This is a genomic window from Gillisella vitis, from assembly GCF_021559775.1.
Taxonomy (GTDB): Bacteria; Pseudomonadota; Alphaproteobacteria; order Rhizobiales; family Rhizobiaceae; genus Allorhizobium; species Allorhizobium ampelinum.
Window position 1 is genome coordinate 206009 of the sequence record NZ_CP056048.1, and the last position, 16176, is coordinate 222184.

12 protein-coding genes are annotated in these 16176 nt (G+C 56.3%); 7 read left to right on the plus strand and 5 right to left on the minus strand.

Annotation, left to right across the window (positions count from 1 at the left end; all coding sequences use genetic code 11):
- Positions 1-92 precede the first annotated feature (92 nt).
- From AVCG78_RS18180 to AVCG78_RS18190, 3 genes are all read left to right on the plus strand, one after another.
- Positions 93-1169: an efflux RND transporter periplasmic adaptor subunit gene (locus AVCG78_RS18180; protein WP_071584496.1), complete on the plus strand. Its 1077-nt coding sequence runs from the start codon at positions 93-95 to the stop codon at positions 1167-1169.
- The gene (locus tag AVCG78_RS18185; RefSeq protein WP_071206916.1) at positions 1166-4270 is read left to right on the plus strand and encodes an efflux RND transporter permease subunit; all 3105 of its coding nucleotides are present in this window, start codon (positions 1166-1168) and stop codon (positions 4268-4270) included. The genes AVCG78_RS18180 and AVCG78_RS18185 overlap by 4 nt, the downstream gene beginning before the upstream one ends.
- Positions 4271-4425: 155 nt before the next feature.
- Entirely contained in the window at positions 4426-5223 is a 798-nt protein-coding gene (locus AVCG78_RS18190; protein ID WP_143049373.1) for a DUF3313 domain-containing protein, read from the plus strand.
- A gap of 78 nt (positions 5224-5301) precedes the next feature.
- On the opposite strand, the gene AVCG78_RS18195 is transcribed toward AVCG78_RS18190, so the two are convergent.
- Positions 5302-6237 carry a helix-turn-helix domain-containing protein gene (locus AVCG78_RS18195; protein ID WP_071206915.1) on the minus strand — a complete coding sequence of 312 codons (936 nt, stop codon included), beginning with the start codon at positions 6235-6237 and terminating at the stop codon, positions 5302-5304.
- A gap of 251 nt (positions 6238-6488) precedes the next feature.
- On the opposite strand from AVCG78_RS18195, the gene AVCG78_RS18200 reads away from it, so the two are divergent.
- Positions 6489-7874, plus strand: coding sequence for an NtaA/DmoA family FMN-dependent monooxygenase (locus AVCG78_RS18200; protein ID WP_071584494.1), 1386 nt, complete (start codon positions 6489-6491; stop codon positions 7872-7874).
- A gap of 58 nt (positions 7875-7932) precedes the next feature.
- Positions 7933-8442: a flavin reductase family protein gene (locus tag AVCG78_RS18205; protein WP_234665018.1), complete on the plus strand. Its 510-nt coding sequence runs from the start codon at positions 7933-7935 to the stop codon at positions 8440-8442.
- Between the two features lie 190 nt (positions 8443-8632).
- Here the strand turns inward: AVCG78_RS18205 and AVCG78_RS18210 are convergent, their stop codons facing one another.
- From AVCG78_RS18210 to AVCG78_RS18225, 4 genes are all read right to left on the minus strand, one after another.
- Positions 8633-10123 carry an MFS transporter gene (locus AVCG78_RS18210; RefSeq protein WP_071206913.1) on the minus strand — a complete coding sequence of 497 codons (1491 nt, stop codon included), beginning with the start codon at positions 10121-10123 and terminating at the stop codon, positions 8633-8635.
- An 85-nt stretch (positions 10124-10208) separates the two neighbouring features.
- Positions 10209-11654 (minus strand): acyl-CoA dehydrogenase family protein, encoded by a 1446-nt coding sequence (locus AVCG78_RS18215; RefSeq protein ID WP_234665019.1) that lies wholly within the window; start codon positions 11652-11654, stop codon positions 10209-10211.
- Positions 11655-11843: 189 nt separating this feature from the next.
- Positions 11844-12365: a hypothetical protein gene (locus AVCG78_RS18220; protein WP_071584492.1), complete on the minus strand. Its 522-nt coding sequence runs from the start codon at positions 12363-12365 to the stop codon at positions 11844-11846.
- A 489-nt stretch (positions 12366-12854) separates the two neighbouring features.
- Positions 12855-13478 (minus strand): TetR/AcrR family transcriptional regulator, encoded by a 624-nt coding sequence (locus tag AVCG78_RS18225; RefSeq protein ID WP_071206910.1) that lies wholly within the window; start codon positions 13476-13478, stop codon positions 12855-12857.
- A gap of 204 nt (positions 13479-13682) precedes the next feature.
- Between AVCG78_RS18225 and AVCG78_RS18230 the strand changes: the two genes are divergently transcribed.
- Complete coding sequence (locus tag AVCG78_RS18230; RefSeq protein WP_071206909.1) at positions 13683-14972, plus strand: D-arabinono-1,4-lactone oxidase; 1290 nt, start codon at positions 13683-13685, stop codon at positions 14970-14972.
- Positions 14972-16138: an alanine racemase gene (locus AVCG78_RS18235; RefSeq protein ID WP_071206908.1), complete on the plus strand. Its 1167-nt coding sequence runs from the start codon at positions 14972-14974 to the stop codon at positions 16136-16138. The genes AVCG78_RS18230 and AVCG78_RS18235 overlap by 1 nt, the downstream gene beginning before the upstream one ends.
- Positions 16139-16176: the final 38 nt, after the last annotated feature.

Genomic DNA, 16176 nt, shown 5'->3' on the forward strand with positions numbered 1-16176 from the left:
GAAACACCCAACCGATCATCCATGTGGGAGAGAACGGCAGTCAATCTGCTGCCTCTTTTATCGGAGGCACGCCAGCAAACACTGGAGTGCTCATGCTGAGACGAATGATCCTATGTACCACAGGCGTTCTTGCCGTGTTTCTAACCGCCTGTTCGGATGAAGCCAGCACGCCAAAGACACCTCGCGCCATTAAAGGGGTCACAGTCAAATCGGAACTTATCGGGGAAGTCTTTCGCCAGACCGGCGAGATCCGTCCACGTTATGAGACGCCGATGAGCTTCAGGATCGATGGACTGGTGGCTTTTCGCGTCGAGATGGGATCCTCCGTGAAAAAGGGCGATGTGCTTGCAACGGTAGAAAAGACGCCGGCCGTGATCAATGTGGCGTCCGCATCCGCGCAAGTCGATGCGGCAAAGTCGGATCTGGCGCTGGCGGATGTGACCGCAGCCCGTAATTGGGAACTTATTGCCAAGAATGCGGTGTCGCGCGCCCAGGTCCAGCAGAGCGATGCCAATCTGCAAGCGGCGAAGTCAAAGCTTGAAGTCGCCAATGCGACTTTGGCGAGCGCGCAACAGAACCTCTCCTATACGGATCTGAAAGCAGGACGAGACGGGGTCGTTTCAGGCGTCTCCATCAATGTGGGTCAGGTCGTGACCACGGGGCAAACGGTCCTGACCCTCAATTCCGATACTGAACTTGATGCTGTCTTCGACGTGCCGGAACAGATGTTGATCGAAAATCTGAACGATAGCGACGTGGAGGTCAGTCTCCTGTCTAATCCGACCCTTACCGCCAAAGGAAAGGTTCGTGAAGTCACGCCTTCCGCCGACACGGCGACGCGGACCTACCGGGTCAAAGTCACGCTGGATGGCGCGTTGGGCGGCGCGCCTCTGGGCGCCGCGGTTGCCGGCAAAGTAACCCTTTCGCCAAAGCGTCTTTTCAAGGTCCCGGCATCTGCACTGACCAGCCGGGGGCAGGACCAGGCGGTTTTCGTCTACCTGCCGGAAACCGGGGCACTCCAGGCTCGCCTGGTCAAGATCGAACGATATGGCGAAAACAACATGCTCATTTCAGAAGGACTGGCCGATGGCGACATCGTCGCCACGGCCGGGGTCAGCAAATTGCGCGATGGCGAGGCGGTTACTGTTGAGAAGGGGGCGCAATCGTGAGCGAACAATCCCCCCAGTCGCATGCCCGGTTCAATTTATCGAAATGGGCTCTTGGCCATCAGTCGTTTGTTATCTTCCTGATGTTTGCCGCGATCATCAGTGGCATTCTGAGCTATCAAAAGCTCTCGCGCAACGAAGATCCACCTTTCACGATTAAAACGATGGTCGTCGGGGCGCGTTGGCCGGGCGCCAGTGCCGCAGACACTGTGAACCTGTTGACCAACAAACTTGAAAAGAAGCTCTCCGAGACGCCACATCTCGATTATACCCAAAGCTATACGAGGCCCGGCCAGTCGGTCATCATGGTGAACCTGCGTGATGACACGCCGCCCGCTGAAGTCGATGGTATCTGGTACACGGTTCGCAAGAAGATTTCGGATATCACCTCGACATTGCCCGAAGGGGTTGAGGGGCCATTCTTCGACGATGAATTCGGTGACACCTATGGTAGCATTTATGCTTTCCGCGCAGAGGGGATCAGCCAACGTGAACTGCGCGACCGCGTGGAGGCAGTCCGTGGGGAAATCCTGTCCTTGCCAGATATCGGCAAGGCCAACATTCTCGGTGCCCAGGACGAGCAGATCGTCATCGAGTTCTCGCAGAGCAAGCTGGCCAGTCTGGGTATCGATCCGTCTGCCGCAATCGAAGCCATCAGAGCCCAGAATTCCGTCAATCCGATTGGAACCGTCCAGACCAGTGAAGAAAAGATCTCGGTTCGCGTCACCGGAGCCTTTGCCTCCGAAGACAGCCTGAAAGACATCACGTTAAAGCTTGGCAGCCGATATTTCCGGCTCGACTCTATCGCGACGATCTCCCGCTCGATCACAGATCCGCCCGCCGCCTCGGTGCGCGTAAACGGAAAGGAGGTCATCGCTCTGGCCGTTTCGATGGCAAAGGATGGAAACCTTCTCTCTTTCGGCGAGGCACTGAAAGATCGCATGCACGCGATTGCCTCCAAGCTTCCCTACGGGATCGAGATGATCCAGGTCGCTGATCAGTCGACGGTCGTGAAGGATGCCGTCAACGGTTTCATGAAAGTTCTGATAGAGGCGATCATCATCGTGCTGGCCGTTTCTTTTCTATCCTTGGGAGTGCGGGCCGGGTTGGTTATCACGGCCTCCATTCCCATCGTTCTTGCCCTGACATTCCTGGGTATGGAGCTGACCGGCGTTGGACTTCAGCGAATTTCGCTGGGCGCATTGATCATCGCATTGGGCCTGCTGGTCGATGATGCGATGATCACCGTCGAAAGCATGGTCTCCTGCCTTGAAAAGGGCAAGTCGCGTCTGGTTGCGGCAACCCATGCCTATGAGACCACTGCCTTTCCGATGCTGACTGGCACATTGGTGATGATTGCCGGCTTCATTCCGGTGGGTTTTGCCGCCTCAAGTGCTGGAGAATATACCCTCTCCCTGTTCATGGTGATCCTGATTGCGCTGTCGGCCTCCTGGATCGTTGCGGTGCTGTTTTCGCCGATCCTGGGCACCTGGATACTGCCCCGCAGCCTTGCGCATACCCATAAGAAGACGGGTATCATCATGGCCACCTATCGCAAAATACTGGGCTGGAACCTCAAGCATCGGTGGCTGACGATCCTGCTTGCGATTGCCGCTTTTGCCCTGTCCCTTGCTGGGCTTGGGCAATTGAAACAGCAATTCTTCCCGGCTTCCGACAGACCGGAACTGTTGGTCAGTCTCACGCTTGCGCAAAATGCATCGCGGGCCGCAACAGACATTCGTGCGCGCGAATTGGAAGCGATTTTGCGGACCGACCGCGACATCGATCATTTCATCACCTATGTTGGTTCAGGCTCTATTCGCTTTTATTTGCCGATGGACCTGCAACTCGACAACGACAATGTGACGGAAACCGTCGTCGTCGCCAAAAGCGTCGAAAAACGGGAGGCCGTCCGCCGCAAGATCGAAGCTGTGCTCAATGAGCGTTTTTCGGATCTCGTCACGCGCGTGTCGCCTCTTGAACTCGGTCCTCCCGTCGGATGGCCGCTGAAGTTTCGGGTTTCGGGGCCGGATTATCAGCAGGTCCGTGCCCTGTCGGCAAAAGTCGCTGCGATCATCGGTCAAAATCCAGATACCCGTGACGTCAATCTCACGGCGGGCGAACCGCAGAAAAGCGTGACGATCAAGGTGAACCAGATCGAAGCGCGTGCCTTAGGCATGAGTTCGGAATCCATCGCCAGTGAGATCGCGGCGGTCTTCTCGGGGTCGAAAGTCACCACGGTTCGCGACAAAGACAAACTCGTTGATGTCATGGTCAAAGGGGTTGAGGCTGACCGTAACTCGGTCTCGACCATCGGCAATCTGGAACTGCGCACCGGCGATGGAAACTATGTGCCGCTTCGGCAAGTCGCTTCGGTCGCCTATGGGATGGAAGACCCGATCATCTGGCGCCAGCAAGGAAAGCCGATGATTATTGTTCAGGCTGACGTTCAAAAGAATGCACTGGCCGCCACAGTCGCCATGCAGGCCGATGCCCAGCTCAATGCTCTGCGCTCAGAGCTTCCCATGGGGTACTCCATCATTGCAGGCGGCATTACGGAAGAATCCGAGAAAGGCAATTCGTCAATCTACGCCGTTATTCCTGTGATGCTGTTTGCCATTGCAGTTCTGTTGATGGTCCAGATGCAGAGCTTTTCCAGAATGGCCTTGGCTGTGTTCATGGCGCCTTTTGGTCTCATTGGCGTGGTTGCAGCTATGTGGCCGACCGGCACGCCCATGGGCTTTGTTGCGCAACTCGGTGTCATCGCCTTGTCCGGGATGATCATTCGCAACGCCGTTATCCTCATTCAGGAGATTGACCAGAACGTCGCGCTTGGCCAATCGCCAAAAGACGCCATCATCGCGGCCTCGATCCATCGCGCCCGTCCGATTGTTCTGACCGCCTGTGCCGCAATTCTCGGCATGATCCCGATTGCAGCCGAGATTTTCTGGGGCCCCATGGCCTTTGCGATCATTGGCGGGCTTGCGGTGGCAACCATGCTGACCCTGACGCTGCTGCCTTGTGCGATGTCGTTGTTGCTGAATGCCGAACAAAAGTCGCGATCGAAAACTGATCCGGACGGCAAAGCGGAGGTTCAACCGTGAAGACGATCGCTCGACATCTGCCGGAAACGCAATTTCGAAAAACCATCCATTCCCCTGCTATCCATTCCATGAAAGTCACGAAAATGCAGACATACCTTGCCGATAGCAAAGCTCCCAACTCACCTATTTGCCATGGTCATTCAGCAAAGGGGACGGTGGCAGGTCTCCTTCTTGTGCTGGCATTGGCTGGATGTAGCTCCGTTCCGCTCACTCAGTCCGGTACGCTGTCGTCCTATAAAGGCTTGGGGCCTGTTGAAGGTCGCTTCAGCAAATCGCGCAGTTTCGCGGATACCCCGGCTATAGTGGCGGCGCAAACGGTTTCCATTGCTCCCACACGGTTGTCGCCGCTGGCCTCTTCGAGGCTCCATGACGCCGGGAATGACAGGCTGGTCTCCAATGCTCTGGATCGCGCAATGTGTATCGATCTCAGTGATAAATACCGGGTTGTTGGTCCCGGAGAGGCGGCTGATCTCACTGTTCACGCTGTAATAACCGACATAGTCCCGACCAGCAAAGCCGTGGCGGGCCTGTCGACCGCAGTCACACTGGGAACCTCCTTTGTTCTTCCCGTGGGTGTCCCGCGTCTGCCGATCGGACTAGGAGGCCTGGCTGTCGAGGCGGAAGCGGTTGATGCAAAAGGGGAACAACGAGCGGCCATCGTCTGGTCCCGCGGTGCAAATTCCATCACCAATACTGCGCGTGTTTCAGAAGTCGGTGACGCCTATGGCCTTGCATCTTCATTTGCCAGCCAGTTCTCAGAGATACTCGTAAAAGGCCGCAAGCCCTCTGGTTTGGACCTTTCCTTGCCCTCAGGCCAAAAAATGAAATCGCAGCTGGGTGGAAAGCCTAAAAATGCGGCGTGTGAGGTGTTTGGGCGGGCGCCGGGTCTCGGTGGTGTTCTGTCTGGTGTCGTTGGTGCTCCACCGTCCTGGACAGATCATCCAACCAAGTGATGTCTGCTTTTGGTTGAGTGAACCAGATGGGCGCCATTGTCGATTGTTTCGGCCAGTAGGCGGTGCCGCAAGCGCCGCCTACTGGCCCCGATAGTCGCGAGGAGCCACTCCGAAATGGTGCTTGAAGGTTTTACTGAAGTGTGAAAGGTCGTTGAATCCCCACCGGAACGCTATCTCACTGATCGAAATTGCGGCCTCGGCACGGAGATCGTCGGCACATCGCTCCAAACGCCGCTTGAGCAGCAGGCGGCTGAAGGTCTCGCCGCTTTCCTCAAGAAGACGGTGGACGTAGCGGACCGATATTTTGAAGTGCTGTGCCGCTTTGGCGGGGGTCAGTGTGGGGTCTGCGGCATGCGCGCCGATAAACTGAATAACCGACCGTGAAAGTTGCGACCTGAGTGTCCCACGGGCGCGGTCTTCTTCGGTCGTGGACACGCCTGCCGCCATGGCGACGAGATCGACGATGTGATTTGCAATCGGTGTCGAGGCAGTCCCGATGTGTTCCGCATTCTGCGCGACGGATTTCATATAGTCGATGGCAACAGACGCTATGGGATGCGCATTGGTAAAGCGGATTGCCGTTTGCTTGTCTGCCTGTTTCAGCAATGGTTTCAGCATGGCTCGCGGGATGCGGAAGGAATATTGGGTCCAGTCATCGCTACAGTAATCGTTGAGATAAGGCTCGGTTGAATCCACAAGCGAAAAATCACCCGGCTCCAGCAGCGCTTCCCGCGATCCTTGCATCATCCGGCACTGTCCCTTTACCTGAAGATTGAGAAAGTAGACTTCGTGCGGCATACGGCTGATATCCAGACGTCTGCGGTGTATCTTCTGCCGGCTTGACGAAATGGTTGTCACGTTGATGCAATCGAGCAGATTAGCCCGAACCTCTCCCTTGAAGCGCTGCTCGCCCTCAAGAATGGGATTGAGGGCAATATAGGCTTCGCACAGAACCTCCCGCCAATAGGGAAAGCGGTCCCGCTCCGGCATTTCGTTCGCGTTCCAGACTGCCATGTCATCGCCTCCGGGGCATTATTCCCGAATTTAAGGCAATTATCATGCCAATCAGCTCGTGGAGCACTCACGAGAGGCGATGGTGAATTTTGGGAACGCGCAGGCAAATGGCAGTGCTGCGAATTCTAAAGGCTGACGGCTTCTCTGCACGGTCAGCATAGTCGGTGTTCACTGTCAGCCAAGACGCAACGCGACCTGTCTCATAGTCTTTGTCCTGGGAGGAGCAACAAAGATCAACAGGAGCAGCAGACATGCGCAAACGGCTTATATTCAATTGCTTCACGATGAATGTTCCCTCGCATATCTACCACGGGACATGGCGGCATCCGAAAAATCAGCTCGCCAGCTTCAATGAGTTCGAGACCTGGTCAAAGCTGGCAACAAAACTGGAAGAGGGGCGGTTCGACGCGATGTTCTTTGCGGACATTCTCGGCATCGATCCGGCCTATGATGGCAAGTGGGATGCTTATTTCGAGCAAGGCCTCCATATGCCTTGCAACGATACCTTCACCTTGTGCGCGGCCCTTGCAGGCGTCACGAAAAACCTTGGTCTCGTTTTCACCAGTTCGATCCTGTCCGAGCATCCTTTCGCGTTTGCAAAAAAGGCCTCGACCCTCGACCATATAAGCGGTGGCCGCATCGGCTGGAACATTGTCACAAGCGTGACGGACAATGCCGCCCGCAATTTCGGCTATGACAAGATCGTTCCGCATGACCAGCGCTATGACTGGGCGGACGAATATATGTCCGTTCTCTACAAGCTCTGGGAAGGGTCCTGGGAGGACGGCGCGATGCTCGCGGACCGTGAAAGCGGTGTGTTCAGCGATCATACCAAAGTGCACCGCATCAATCATGTCGGAGACCGTTACAAGGTTCAGGGGCCGCATCTGGTCAGCCCCTCTCCGCAACGGACGCCGATGCTCTACCAAGCCGGTGCCTCAAAGCGTGGCAGCCAGTTCGCGGCGCAGCACGCAGAAGGAACTTTCGTTCTCTATCCGAATGTCGACGGTGCCCGGATCGGGATTGCTGGCACCAAGGCGGTGGCGGCGCAGGTGGGACGCGGTGCCGAAGACCTGAAGTTCATTCAGGGCCTGTCCTTCGTCGTCGGCAGCACGATGGAAGAGGCGGAGCGGAAGGCTGCGGAGATCGACGAATGGGTCAGCTATGAAGGCCTTGCCGCGCATGTCAGCCGCGACATGGGTGTCGATCTCTCCAATCTCGACCCGGACAAGCCGGTCGATGAGTCCGGTCTCGATGGCCTGCAAGGTTACGCACGCATGATCGAGATGGGCAAGCCCAATGGCGAGAAGGCCACTGTCAAGGAGGTCGCAAACGCGCTTTCCTACAATTGCCGTATTGTCGGCACGCCGGAAAGTATCGCTGATGAATTGGCGCTTTGGCAGGATGCGGGCATTGATGGCATCAACATGATCTGCCAATTGCACCCCGACACCTATATCGACTTCATAGATCACGTCACGCCGGTCTTGCAGGATCGTGGCCTTGCCCAGCGAGACTATGCCGAAGGCCCTTTGCGGCAAAAACTGTTCGGTCACGGCCCGCGTCTTCCAGATAACCATCCCGGGGCGGCACATCGCGGTGCGTTTTCCCAATCCACCCAGGCTGCTGCTGAATAATTTCGCAGGGGAGCCTGCCGACGCTGCGCTCCCCGCCTATCAACTCTGGAGGGACGGAATGTCTGAGATAATCCATATAGGGGCTGCGGATGACGTGCAGTTCAAGGACGCAATGGCGATGATGGCCGCAGCCGTGAAAGTGGTGACAACCGATGGTCCCGCCGGGCGGGCGGGCCTGACCGTAACCGCTGCCTGCTCGGTGTGCCAGGAGCCGCCGCGACTGCTGGTCTGCGTGAACGGAACCGCTTCGGCGCATCCGTTCTTGCAGCAGAATGGCAGGCTAACGCTGAACATCCTTGCCACCGACCAGCAGGATGTCGCGATGGCCTTTGGCGGCAAGGTTGCGCAGGAAAAGCGGTTTGATCTTGGTGAGTGGACTGAGGACGACCTTGGGCAGCCATCGCTTCAAGGTGCATGCGCGCGCTTCACCTGTTCTGTGCATGAAACAATGCAGTCAGGCACGCATACGATCTTCATCTGCAATGTCCATGTCGCATCCGGTGACAAGGACAAGCTGCCGCTGATCTATTTCGACCGCAACATGATGCCCCTGGCGAAAGTAGCGTGAACCGCATGGTCGCTTCTTAAGTCAAGGCATTGAAGATACTAATGCGTTGCCGCCTTGAAGAGAGAAAATACCTCAGCCGCATCAGTGGCTTGATGGATTTTTAAAGGAATGCCAAGGGTCATTTTTAATGACCCTTGGCATTGTGAAACAAGCCCTGCGGCTGGGTTAGCCCGGTTGAGCAAGATATGGCCTACGAGGTTGCCGTTGTCGCCCGGTTGGGCCCTGTGTCTGCCGAGGGCTGGTGGAGTACCCATGGTTTCGGGTATCTCGGCAGCATGGCTGCGAGAATGACCGCGACCAGGGCGATTGCAGTTAGCATCAGCAGTGGACCGACGTAGCTGCCCGAACTTGTCTTGACCACACTGACGAGGAATGGGGCCAATGCCAGAGCCGGAGAGGTGATTGCGAGGCTGAGACCCTGCAGGGCGGCGAAGGATTTCAGTCCGAAATACCTGGCGATCAGTGTCGGACCGAGAGTGGATTCTGCGCCGGTTGCGAAGCCGAGAAGCGCCATGGAAAGGTAGAGAAGCGCAGGATTGCCGCTATTGACGAGGGCAAGTGCCAGACCGATCGGCACTGTCGCCAGGAGAACCGCGACCACCCATGGATGGTTTGCCCGATCCAGAACTGCTCCGGCGGCGAGCAGCCCGATAACCGACGTACTGAAGCACAAAGACAGCGCGAGAGACACGGTCGCCGGATCGATGCCGGTCTGGCCATAGAAGTCCACTGCGTTCTGGCGCATGGCAATCGGCCCGGCGGCGGCAAATGCGATGAACAGCGTGATCGAGATCCAGGCGCGTGTCGGAATTGCCTCCTTGAACGGGACGCCGGGCAGATTGACATCCACGGTCTTCGGCACTTCCGCAGCCGTGCTCACCTTCGGTTCGGAGATAAGCCAAAAGGCAGCGGGGATACCGATGACGGCGATCGCGACTGCGATCACATAATAGGCGCCGTTCCAGCCGAGCCCGGCATATATGCCGGGGTCGATGGCTGCAACCATCGCTGCGGATTTGGATGGGGCTTCAGTGCCCATGCCCGGCATCATTGGTAGTGACACCGGCGCATTGCCGTTTACGAGCCACTGGAACAGGGGAGAAAAGATGGCGCTGAACAGGCTGGATGCGACCCCGATAAGACCGAAACCGACGCCCCGATGCTTGGGGAACCACTCGGAAATCACCTTGAATGCTATACCCAAACTGGACCCGAATCCAAAAATCGACGCGAGAACGAGAAGTATTCCCATCAGCCAGAGCTTGCCGGCAGCAAGTGGTATGATCGCCGTGACAAGTGCATAGAGGACGATACCGGGAAGAGCGACACGTCGGGCACCCAACCGATCGACCCATTGTCCGGCGAAAGGCAGGACGAGCGGACCGATAATCAGCGGCAAAGCGACAAACATCAGCATAGCTTCCGGCAGCGGCGTCCCGGTTTTCATCGCGAATGCGGGCACCACGAACGGAGTGAGTGCCGAGAGGCCAGCCGGCCCCATGGCCACAAGAAGAAGACTGCCGACAAGTGCGGCCTTTGCTCGGCTGGGGGCCTTTACGAAGTCGGCGATATACTGTTTCCAGCTGACTTTCGGCGGAGCGCCATCGCGCGCCGGCATTGTTCCACTTGAATAGGGCGTAGTGGGAATCCCCTTCGCCATAGATAGATCCGTTTGAGACATCGGAACTCCTTGAACTCAGTGAAGGCGGACGCCGACGGTGATGACCGCGCTATCCGAAATTGATGATGGCGACCGGTAGGGAGGCTTAACCTCGCGCCGGTGTCATACCTGGTGGGGGCGCCATACCTGGTGGTGGGGCCATGCCTGCTGGAGGTGTCATGCCCGGAGGAGGCATATGCGATGGACCCTTACCAGCAGGAGGTGAGCCCGGAGGAGGTGAACTCAGGGCGGCAATCATCGGGAAAGGTTCGAGACCGAACATGTCGCGTCCGTTGATTTCTGCCATTGGATCGATCCGGAACGCACCATGCGTCGCCAGCACATGGATATCGCGCAAGGCGCGTTGCAACGGATTGCTGAGGACGACAGCCGAAGACCCAAGTGCGAGTAGGAGCCCGTCGACCACGCGCAGGCATTCGTGGATCTGGTGGACGAGGTCCATGGTGATCTCGGGTTCGTTCCAGGGGAAGAAGTCTTCGCCTGCAATCGCACGCCGGTCGATTTCGTCGGCGTGGCGCCAGAGCACGGCGTTCGCCCCATTGATGACGGCCCGCGCTTTACCGGCAACCATTTGGATCGAGGCCATTTCTGACATCGTCTTATAGGGAAGGTTGAAGGGCGGTCGCTTCTTTGCCTGTTCGAGGAAAGAGTCGAGGGCGCCTTGCGCGATACCGACTGCAAGGGCCGCAAAGGTGCATGTCATGGCGACCATGCCGCCAATCGGGCTGTGCTTGAAGGCTAGCCCGGAATATTTTCCCTTCAATGAGTCCATGACCCGCGGCAGGTCATTGGTGTGTACGACGCGGTAGTCGGGAACAAAAATCTCCTGGTCGGCTCGGACGCTGTTTGAATTTGTCGCTTGCAGGCCCATGACATGCCAGTCATCGACGATTTCATATTGGTCGCGTGACAGGATACCCATGGCGCGCAGCCGTGCGCCGCTTGCCGGGTCGTCATATTCGAAACCGACTGCTCCCCAGGCAGCATGTTTGCAACCACTGCCGAAGGACCATTTGCCCTTCACCATGTAGCCTCCGTCGACCTTGCGGCCATCGCCAACCTTTGGCGCGAAGACGGTGGCACCAAACATGATTGGCCCAACCCAGTCTTGGATGCTGGCGAAGACTTCGTCGCGGGCCTTTGGATCGAAGCCCAGAGCGTTTCTGGCTGCGCTCGAGACGATGACCAGCCAACCGGCGGAAGCATCGCCCTGGCCGAGCGCTTTGACGATTTCCGCAGCATCGCGTGCGCCCAGTGCATAGCCTCCAAGCTCGACCGGGATGGTGATCTTGAAGGCACCGGAGCGATCGACGGCCGCTAGCGTCGCTGGCGCAAGCGCGCCGAGCTGTTCGCTCTCAGCCGCATGTTTGCGCAACAGCGGCAGCATATCGAGGATGTCGTCGCGTATCCGACGCCCAACGTCGCTGAGATACGGCGAGTCCGGAAATTTCGGCTGGTGAGGAGGGCCGCCTGCCTGCGGTGGAAACTCCGGAGGAAGACCCCCTACAGGTGGTTTGTTTTGCAAGGTCATCGGTTGCTCCACGTTACGAGTGTCTGTCAAGTTCATATTGAACCGAACAAACTCTCGGTTCTCTTGTTTTCGTTTGTCTTTTCGGAAAAATCAGGTTTCACTTTTCCTAAGGCAAACGCTCATCGGCGATGTCTGCGACCCCCGGCACAAGGCGTCCTTAGATCCGGGCTGCGATCGGTTTCGACATTCTCAATTCCCCATCGGGTTTTGACCGGGGACGACCTTGCGGAAGGTGCTCCAATGTTCCGCGATCTTGCCGTTGTGGACCCGGAAGACAGTCAGGATGTTCCACTCGTAAACCGCACCCGGCACGACCGGATCCGGCGCGAGTTCGCGCATCATGAGGCAACCGACCTCTCCGTCGAGAATGACGCTCACCACGGGCGGCGGAGTCGAGCCGGCTATCGGCACCAGTCGGAACTGCTCAATGAGTTTTTCACGGCCATGGCCAAATGCATTCGGGTCGTGCTGGATGTAGTCCTCGGCGATGTACTTCGTCATCACCTCAACGACCCGCTCTTTCACGACATTGTCGCGGACGATCCGGGAAAGATCGGCTTCAAACTCGATCAGCAAGCGCTTGATCGCTGTGCGCTCTGGCGATGGATCCGCCGCGACCGCGGCTTTGAACTCTTCGTTGTCAAGCCAGTTCGTGTAGATAGCAGGATCGCTGATCTCAGCGATGCCGTTGACAATTGTGAATCCGCTCACTGTCTTGGGTCCTTTATTTCTGGTATTGTAAGGCGCTAAAGCGCAATGACGACATCTAAGTCGGCGCACAAATCCGCTCACCTTGACACGGCGTCGGCATAGTGGGTCATGATTTGTCCTAGGCTTTTCGCGGACGTCGCGATTCAATCCGGTCAATTATATTGACTGGCATTTCAGCTGAAGGGCATCGCCGGACAACGCACGGCTTACCAAGCATAGGGCGCATATTGCGCGACTGTGTGGACATTTGAACTCCTCCTTTGATTGATCGCACCCAAAGGCGCTTTTTAGATCAATCCCTCCGAAACTGATCTAAACGGTACAGTACAGAAATGTCAAGCGCTTTTTGCCGGCGTTGGCCCTCGTGAAAACAGCGCCGTGCCGAGCGTTTACTGGTGAGGCTATGGGCGCGCCGACATAGACATTGTCCACCTTTTGGTGTTCGTCAGTTTGCTGTCAAAACACAGAAGGGTCGACCTATTCCAGATCTTATAGCTGTTCGAATTGGCTGAACCGGCCACGAATAAGACGCCGATAATCATCAATGATCACGGCGCCTTTTTCTTCACTCTCATGCAAAGCCAAACGAATTGCAGCGCTGGCGAGCTGGAACAGCAAATAGACGGCGCGCGCATATTCCTGCCTGCAACTTTCCGCCAGAAATCCCTGTGTGCTCCGACTGAACTGATCGGCTTGCTTATGGGTTTCCTCGATATCGAGATCATGAAGCGCTTTGTCGGCATGAATGGCATCCAGCAGGTCCTGCACGGCTGGATCGCCCCGAAGGCGGTTATAGTAAAAATCAACGATCATTTCGGCAGCATCCCCAATACCAGACGCATCCTTGATGTCCTGAAGAGCCGTATCGATGACTTCGCGCGTTCCCTTTGAATATCGCTCGAAAAGCGTAGCGATGACTGCGGTTCTGTTTGGAAAGTAATGATAGACCGTCGCCAGAGACATGTCGCTTGCAGTGGCAATGCCGCGCATGGTGACAGCAGCGCTGCCTTTTTCACCAATGAGCTGCATTGCTGCCGAAAGGATATCGTCAATACGGTCTCTGCTGCGCTCCTGGCGGGGCTGCCTCCGCAATGCCTTTTGGTCGCTCGTCATAGCGTGCTCCGCTTTCGAGTTGACAAATTTGTGACATACGCCAAAGTAAAAATTGACACAGTGTCAGCTTTTCTCAATTACCATAATAAATGGCATGCCGATGCATAGCGAGAAAGCGAAAATGATTGGAGTTGCATGACTATGGCCTCAAGGCTTGCCTGTCGGCGTGGCCAAAGAGGACTCTTATAAACAGGGGAGGTTACGATGATTCCAGGCGACAATCTGTCTTGGAGTAATTGGTCGGGCAGCGTGGAGACCAAACTGAAAGCAATTCTTCGTCCCAGGACCAAGGAGGAGCTACAGGATGTGATCCGCTCGGCGCCGGGACCGCTAAGGCTCGTTGGCTCGGGCCATTCATTTACGCCGCTTGTCTCGACCCCTGGAACAATTGTCGATCTATCGGCTCTATCCGGCTTGATCGATCATGACAGTGACGCTCTGACAGCAACGATTGGAGCAGGGACGAAGCTTGGCAGTCTCACAGAATTGCTCGCCGGGATCGGTCAAGCACTGCCCAACATGGGCGATATCGACAAGCAGTCTGTCGCTGGCGCCCTCGGTACGGCAACGCATGGCTCGGGCCTTGGCCTGGGGGCTTATCACACCCTGCTGAAAGGCATGCAGTTCATCGATGGTCGCGGCACGCACCGGGAATTTACAGCCGGACGTGATGACGAGATGATCCATGCGACCGGCGTGACGCTTGGTAGTTTCGGAGCCTTGACTGCCGTTACCTTTCAGAATGTCCCGGCTTATAATCTACGCCGCAAGCGGACAATGCTGTCGATTGGTAATACGCTTGAAAACTTCGAAACCCTGATGTCAGCCCATCGATCGGCGGAGATTTTCTTTGTTCCCTTTGCCAATCATGCGCTTTTTCAGACACTGGATATCACTGACGAAACGGGTGATTTTCAAGTGACCTCGGAGGACGAAGACGGTCTTGCGACGCTGAAGAAACTCAGAACCTTTCTGCGGTGGTTTCCCGGCTTGCGGCGCAAATTGATCGGCAATGCCATGGCGAAGCTGTCTGACGAGGAAGCCGTGGGTGAATGGATGAAGGTCTATGTCACCGACCGCCAGACCAAGTTCAATGAAATGGAATATCATCTGCCGTTTGAAGAGGGAGCCGGAGCTCTGGCGGAGATCATCGAACTGATTGAGAAGCGCTTTCCGGAAATCTACTTTCCCATTGAAGTCCGCAGTGTCAAAGGGGACGAATTCTGGCTCAGTCCCTTCTACAAGCGTGACACGTGTTCCATAGCCATTCATCACGGCATCGGTGAAAATCCGGCAGCGTTCTTCCTTGCTGCGGAGGCTGTGTTCCGCAAGCGGGGTGGGCGACCGCATTGGGGTAAATTGCATAACCTCAGGGCTGCCGATCTGGTCGGCATCTATCCGCGATTTAAGGATGCAATGGAGATCAGATCAGAAATAGATCCCGAAAATCGCTTTATCTCGCCTTACATGGCGACGCTGCTTGGGGTTCGATAATGGTTGATGCCGATTATTTTCGGATGCTCTCCGAAGCGCTTTCTCAAGCCGAATTGTTTCGTCCTGTGCTTGTTGTCGACCGAGATCGGCTCGATGCAAATATTGCCACGATTGCGGGCGGTCTCGCGCCGGGTCTTGGCTTACGGGTCGTTGATAAATCTCTGTCATCAATCCCATTGCTCGAGCGCATTCTGACACAAGCCGGAACGATGAGCCTGATGAGCTTCCATCTGCCGATGACCTGTGCCGTATTGGAAGCCTTCCCGAAGGCAGAAATTCTTTACGGCAAACCGCTCCCTACAAGAGCGCTTGCGGCATGGATGCGGCTCGCTTCTCCGCATCTGGTGGAGGATCTTCTGCGACGCACGGTGTTTCTGATCGATAGCCCGGACCGGCTCGACCAATATGCGGCACTGGCGCGCGAAGCTGGACAAACAATCAGAATAGCTTTTGAGACGGATACCGGCATGCATCGCGGTGGATTCGAAACGCCTGATGCGCTGGCTGCCATCTGCGCACGTGCCATTCAGCAAAAGGAATTGAGAATAGAGGGTCTTGTTGGCTATGAGGCGCATATCCCGGAGGTTGCTCACCTCATCGGAGGCGCTGCGGAAAGGGAGAAAGTCATATCCCGCATCAGGGCATTTGTTTCGGTATTTCCGCATGGCACGTGCGCCATCGCCAATACGGGTGGCAGTAAAACTGCGCTTTCCTATCATGATGCCGGTGCCGCGAATGAAGTTTCCGTGGGCTCGGCTTTCCTGAAGCCGACGGATTTCGATATGCCGTCTCTTGAGGCTGTGCAGCCTGCCGTCTTTATTGCCACGCCTGTGTTGAAAGTGGAGGAGGTTCGCCTGCCGGGGCCTCCGTTGCTGACAAGTCTAATGCAGGCTATCGGCCTTTTCCCGCGCAAGGGGTGTTTTCTCTATGGCGGCAAGTGGATGGCCAAACCGGTTTTTCCCAAAGGCATGCGGGAAAACAAGATCTGGGGGCTTTCATCCAATCAGCAAATGATGGCTCTGCCTTACGAAAGCACCTTGAAACCTGATGATTTTGCTTTCTTTCGCCCGACGCAGAGCGAGGCGGTGCTGCAACATTTCGATGGAATTCACGTTCTTTCCAAAGGCCGGATTATCGAAACCTGGCCCACTCTTCCGCCGGGTTGACGGAAGAGGTTTGTGATCCTTTTAGACTTGGGTTCTAT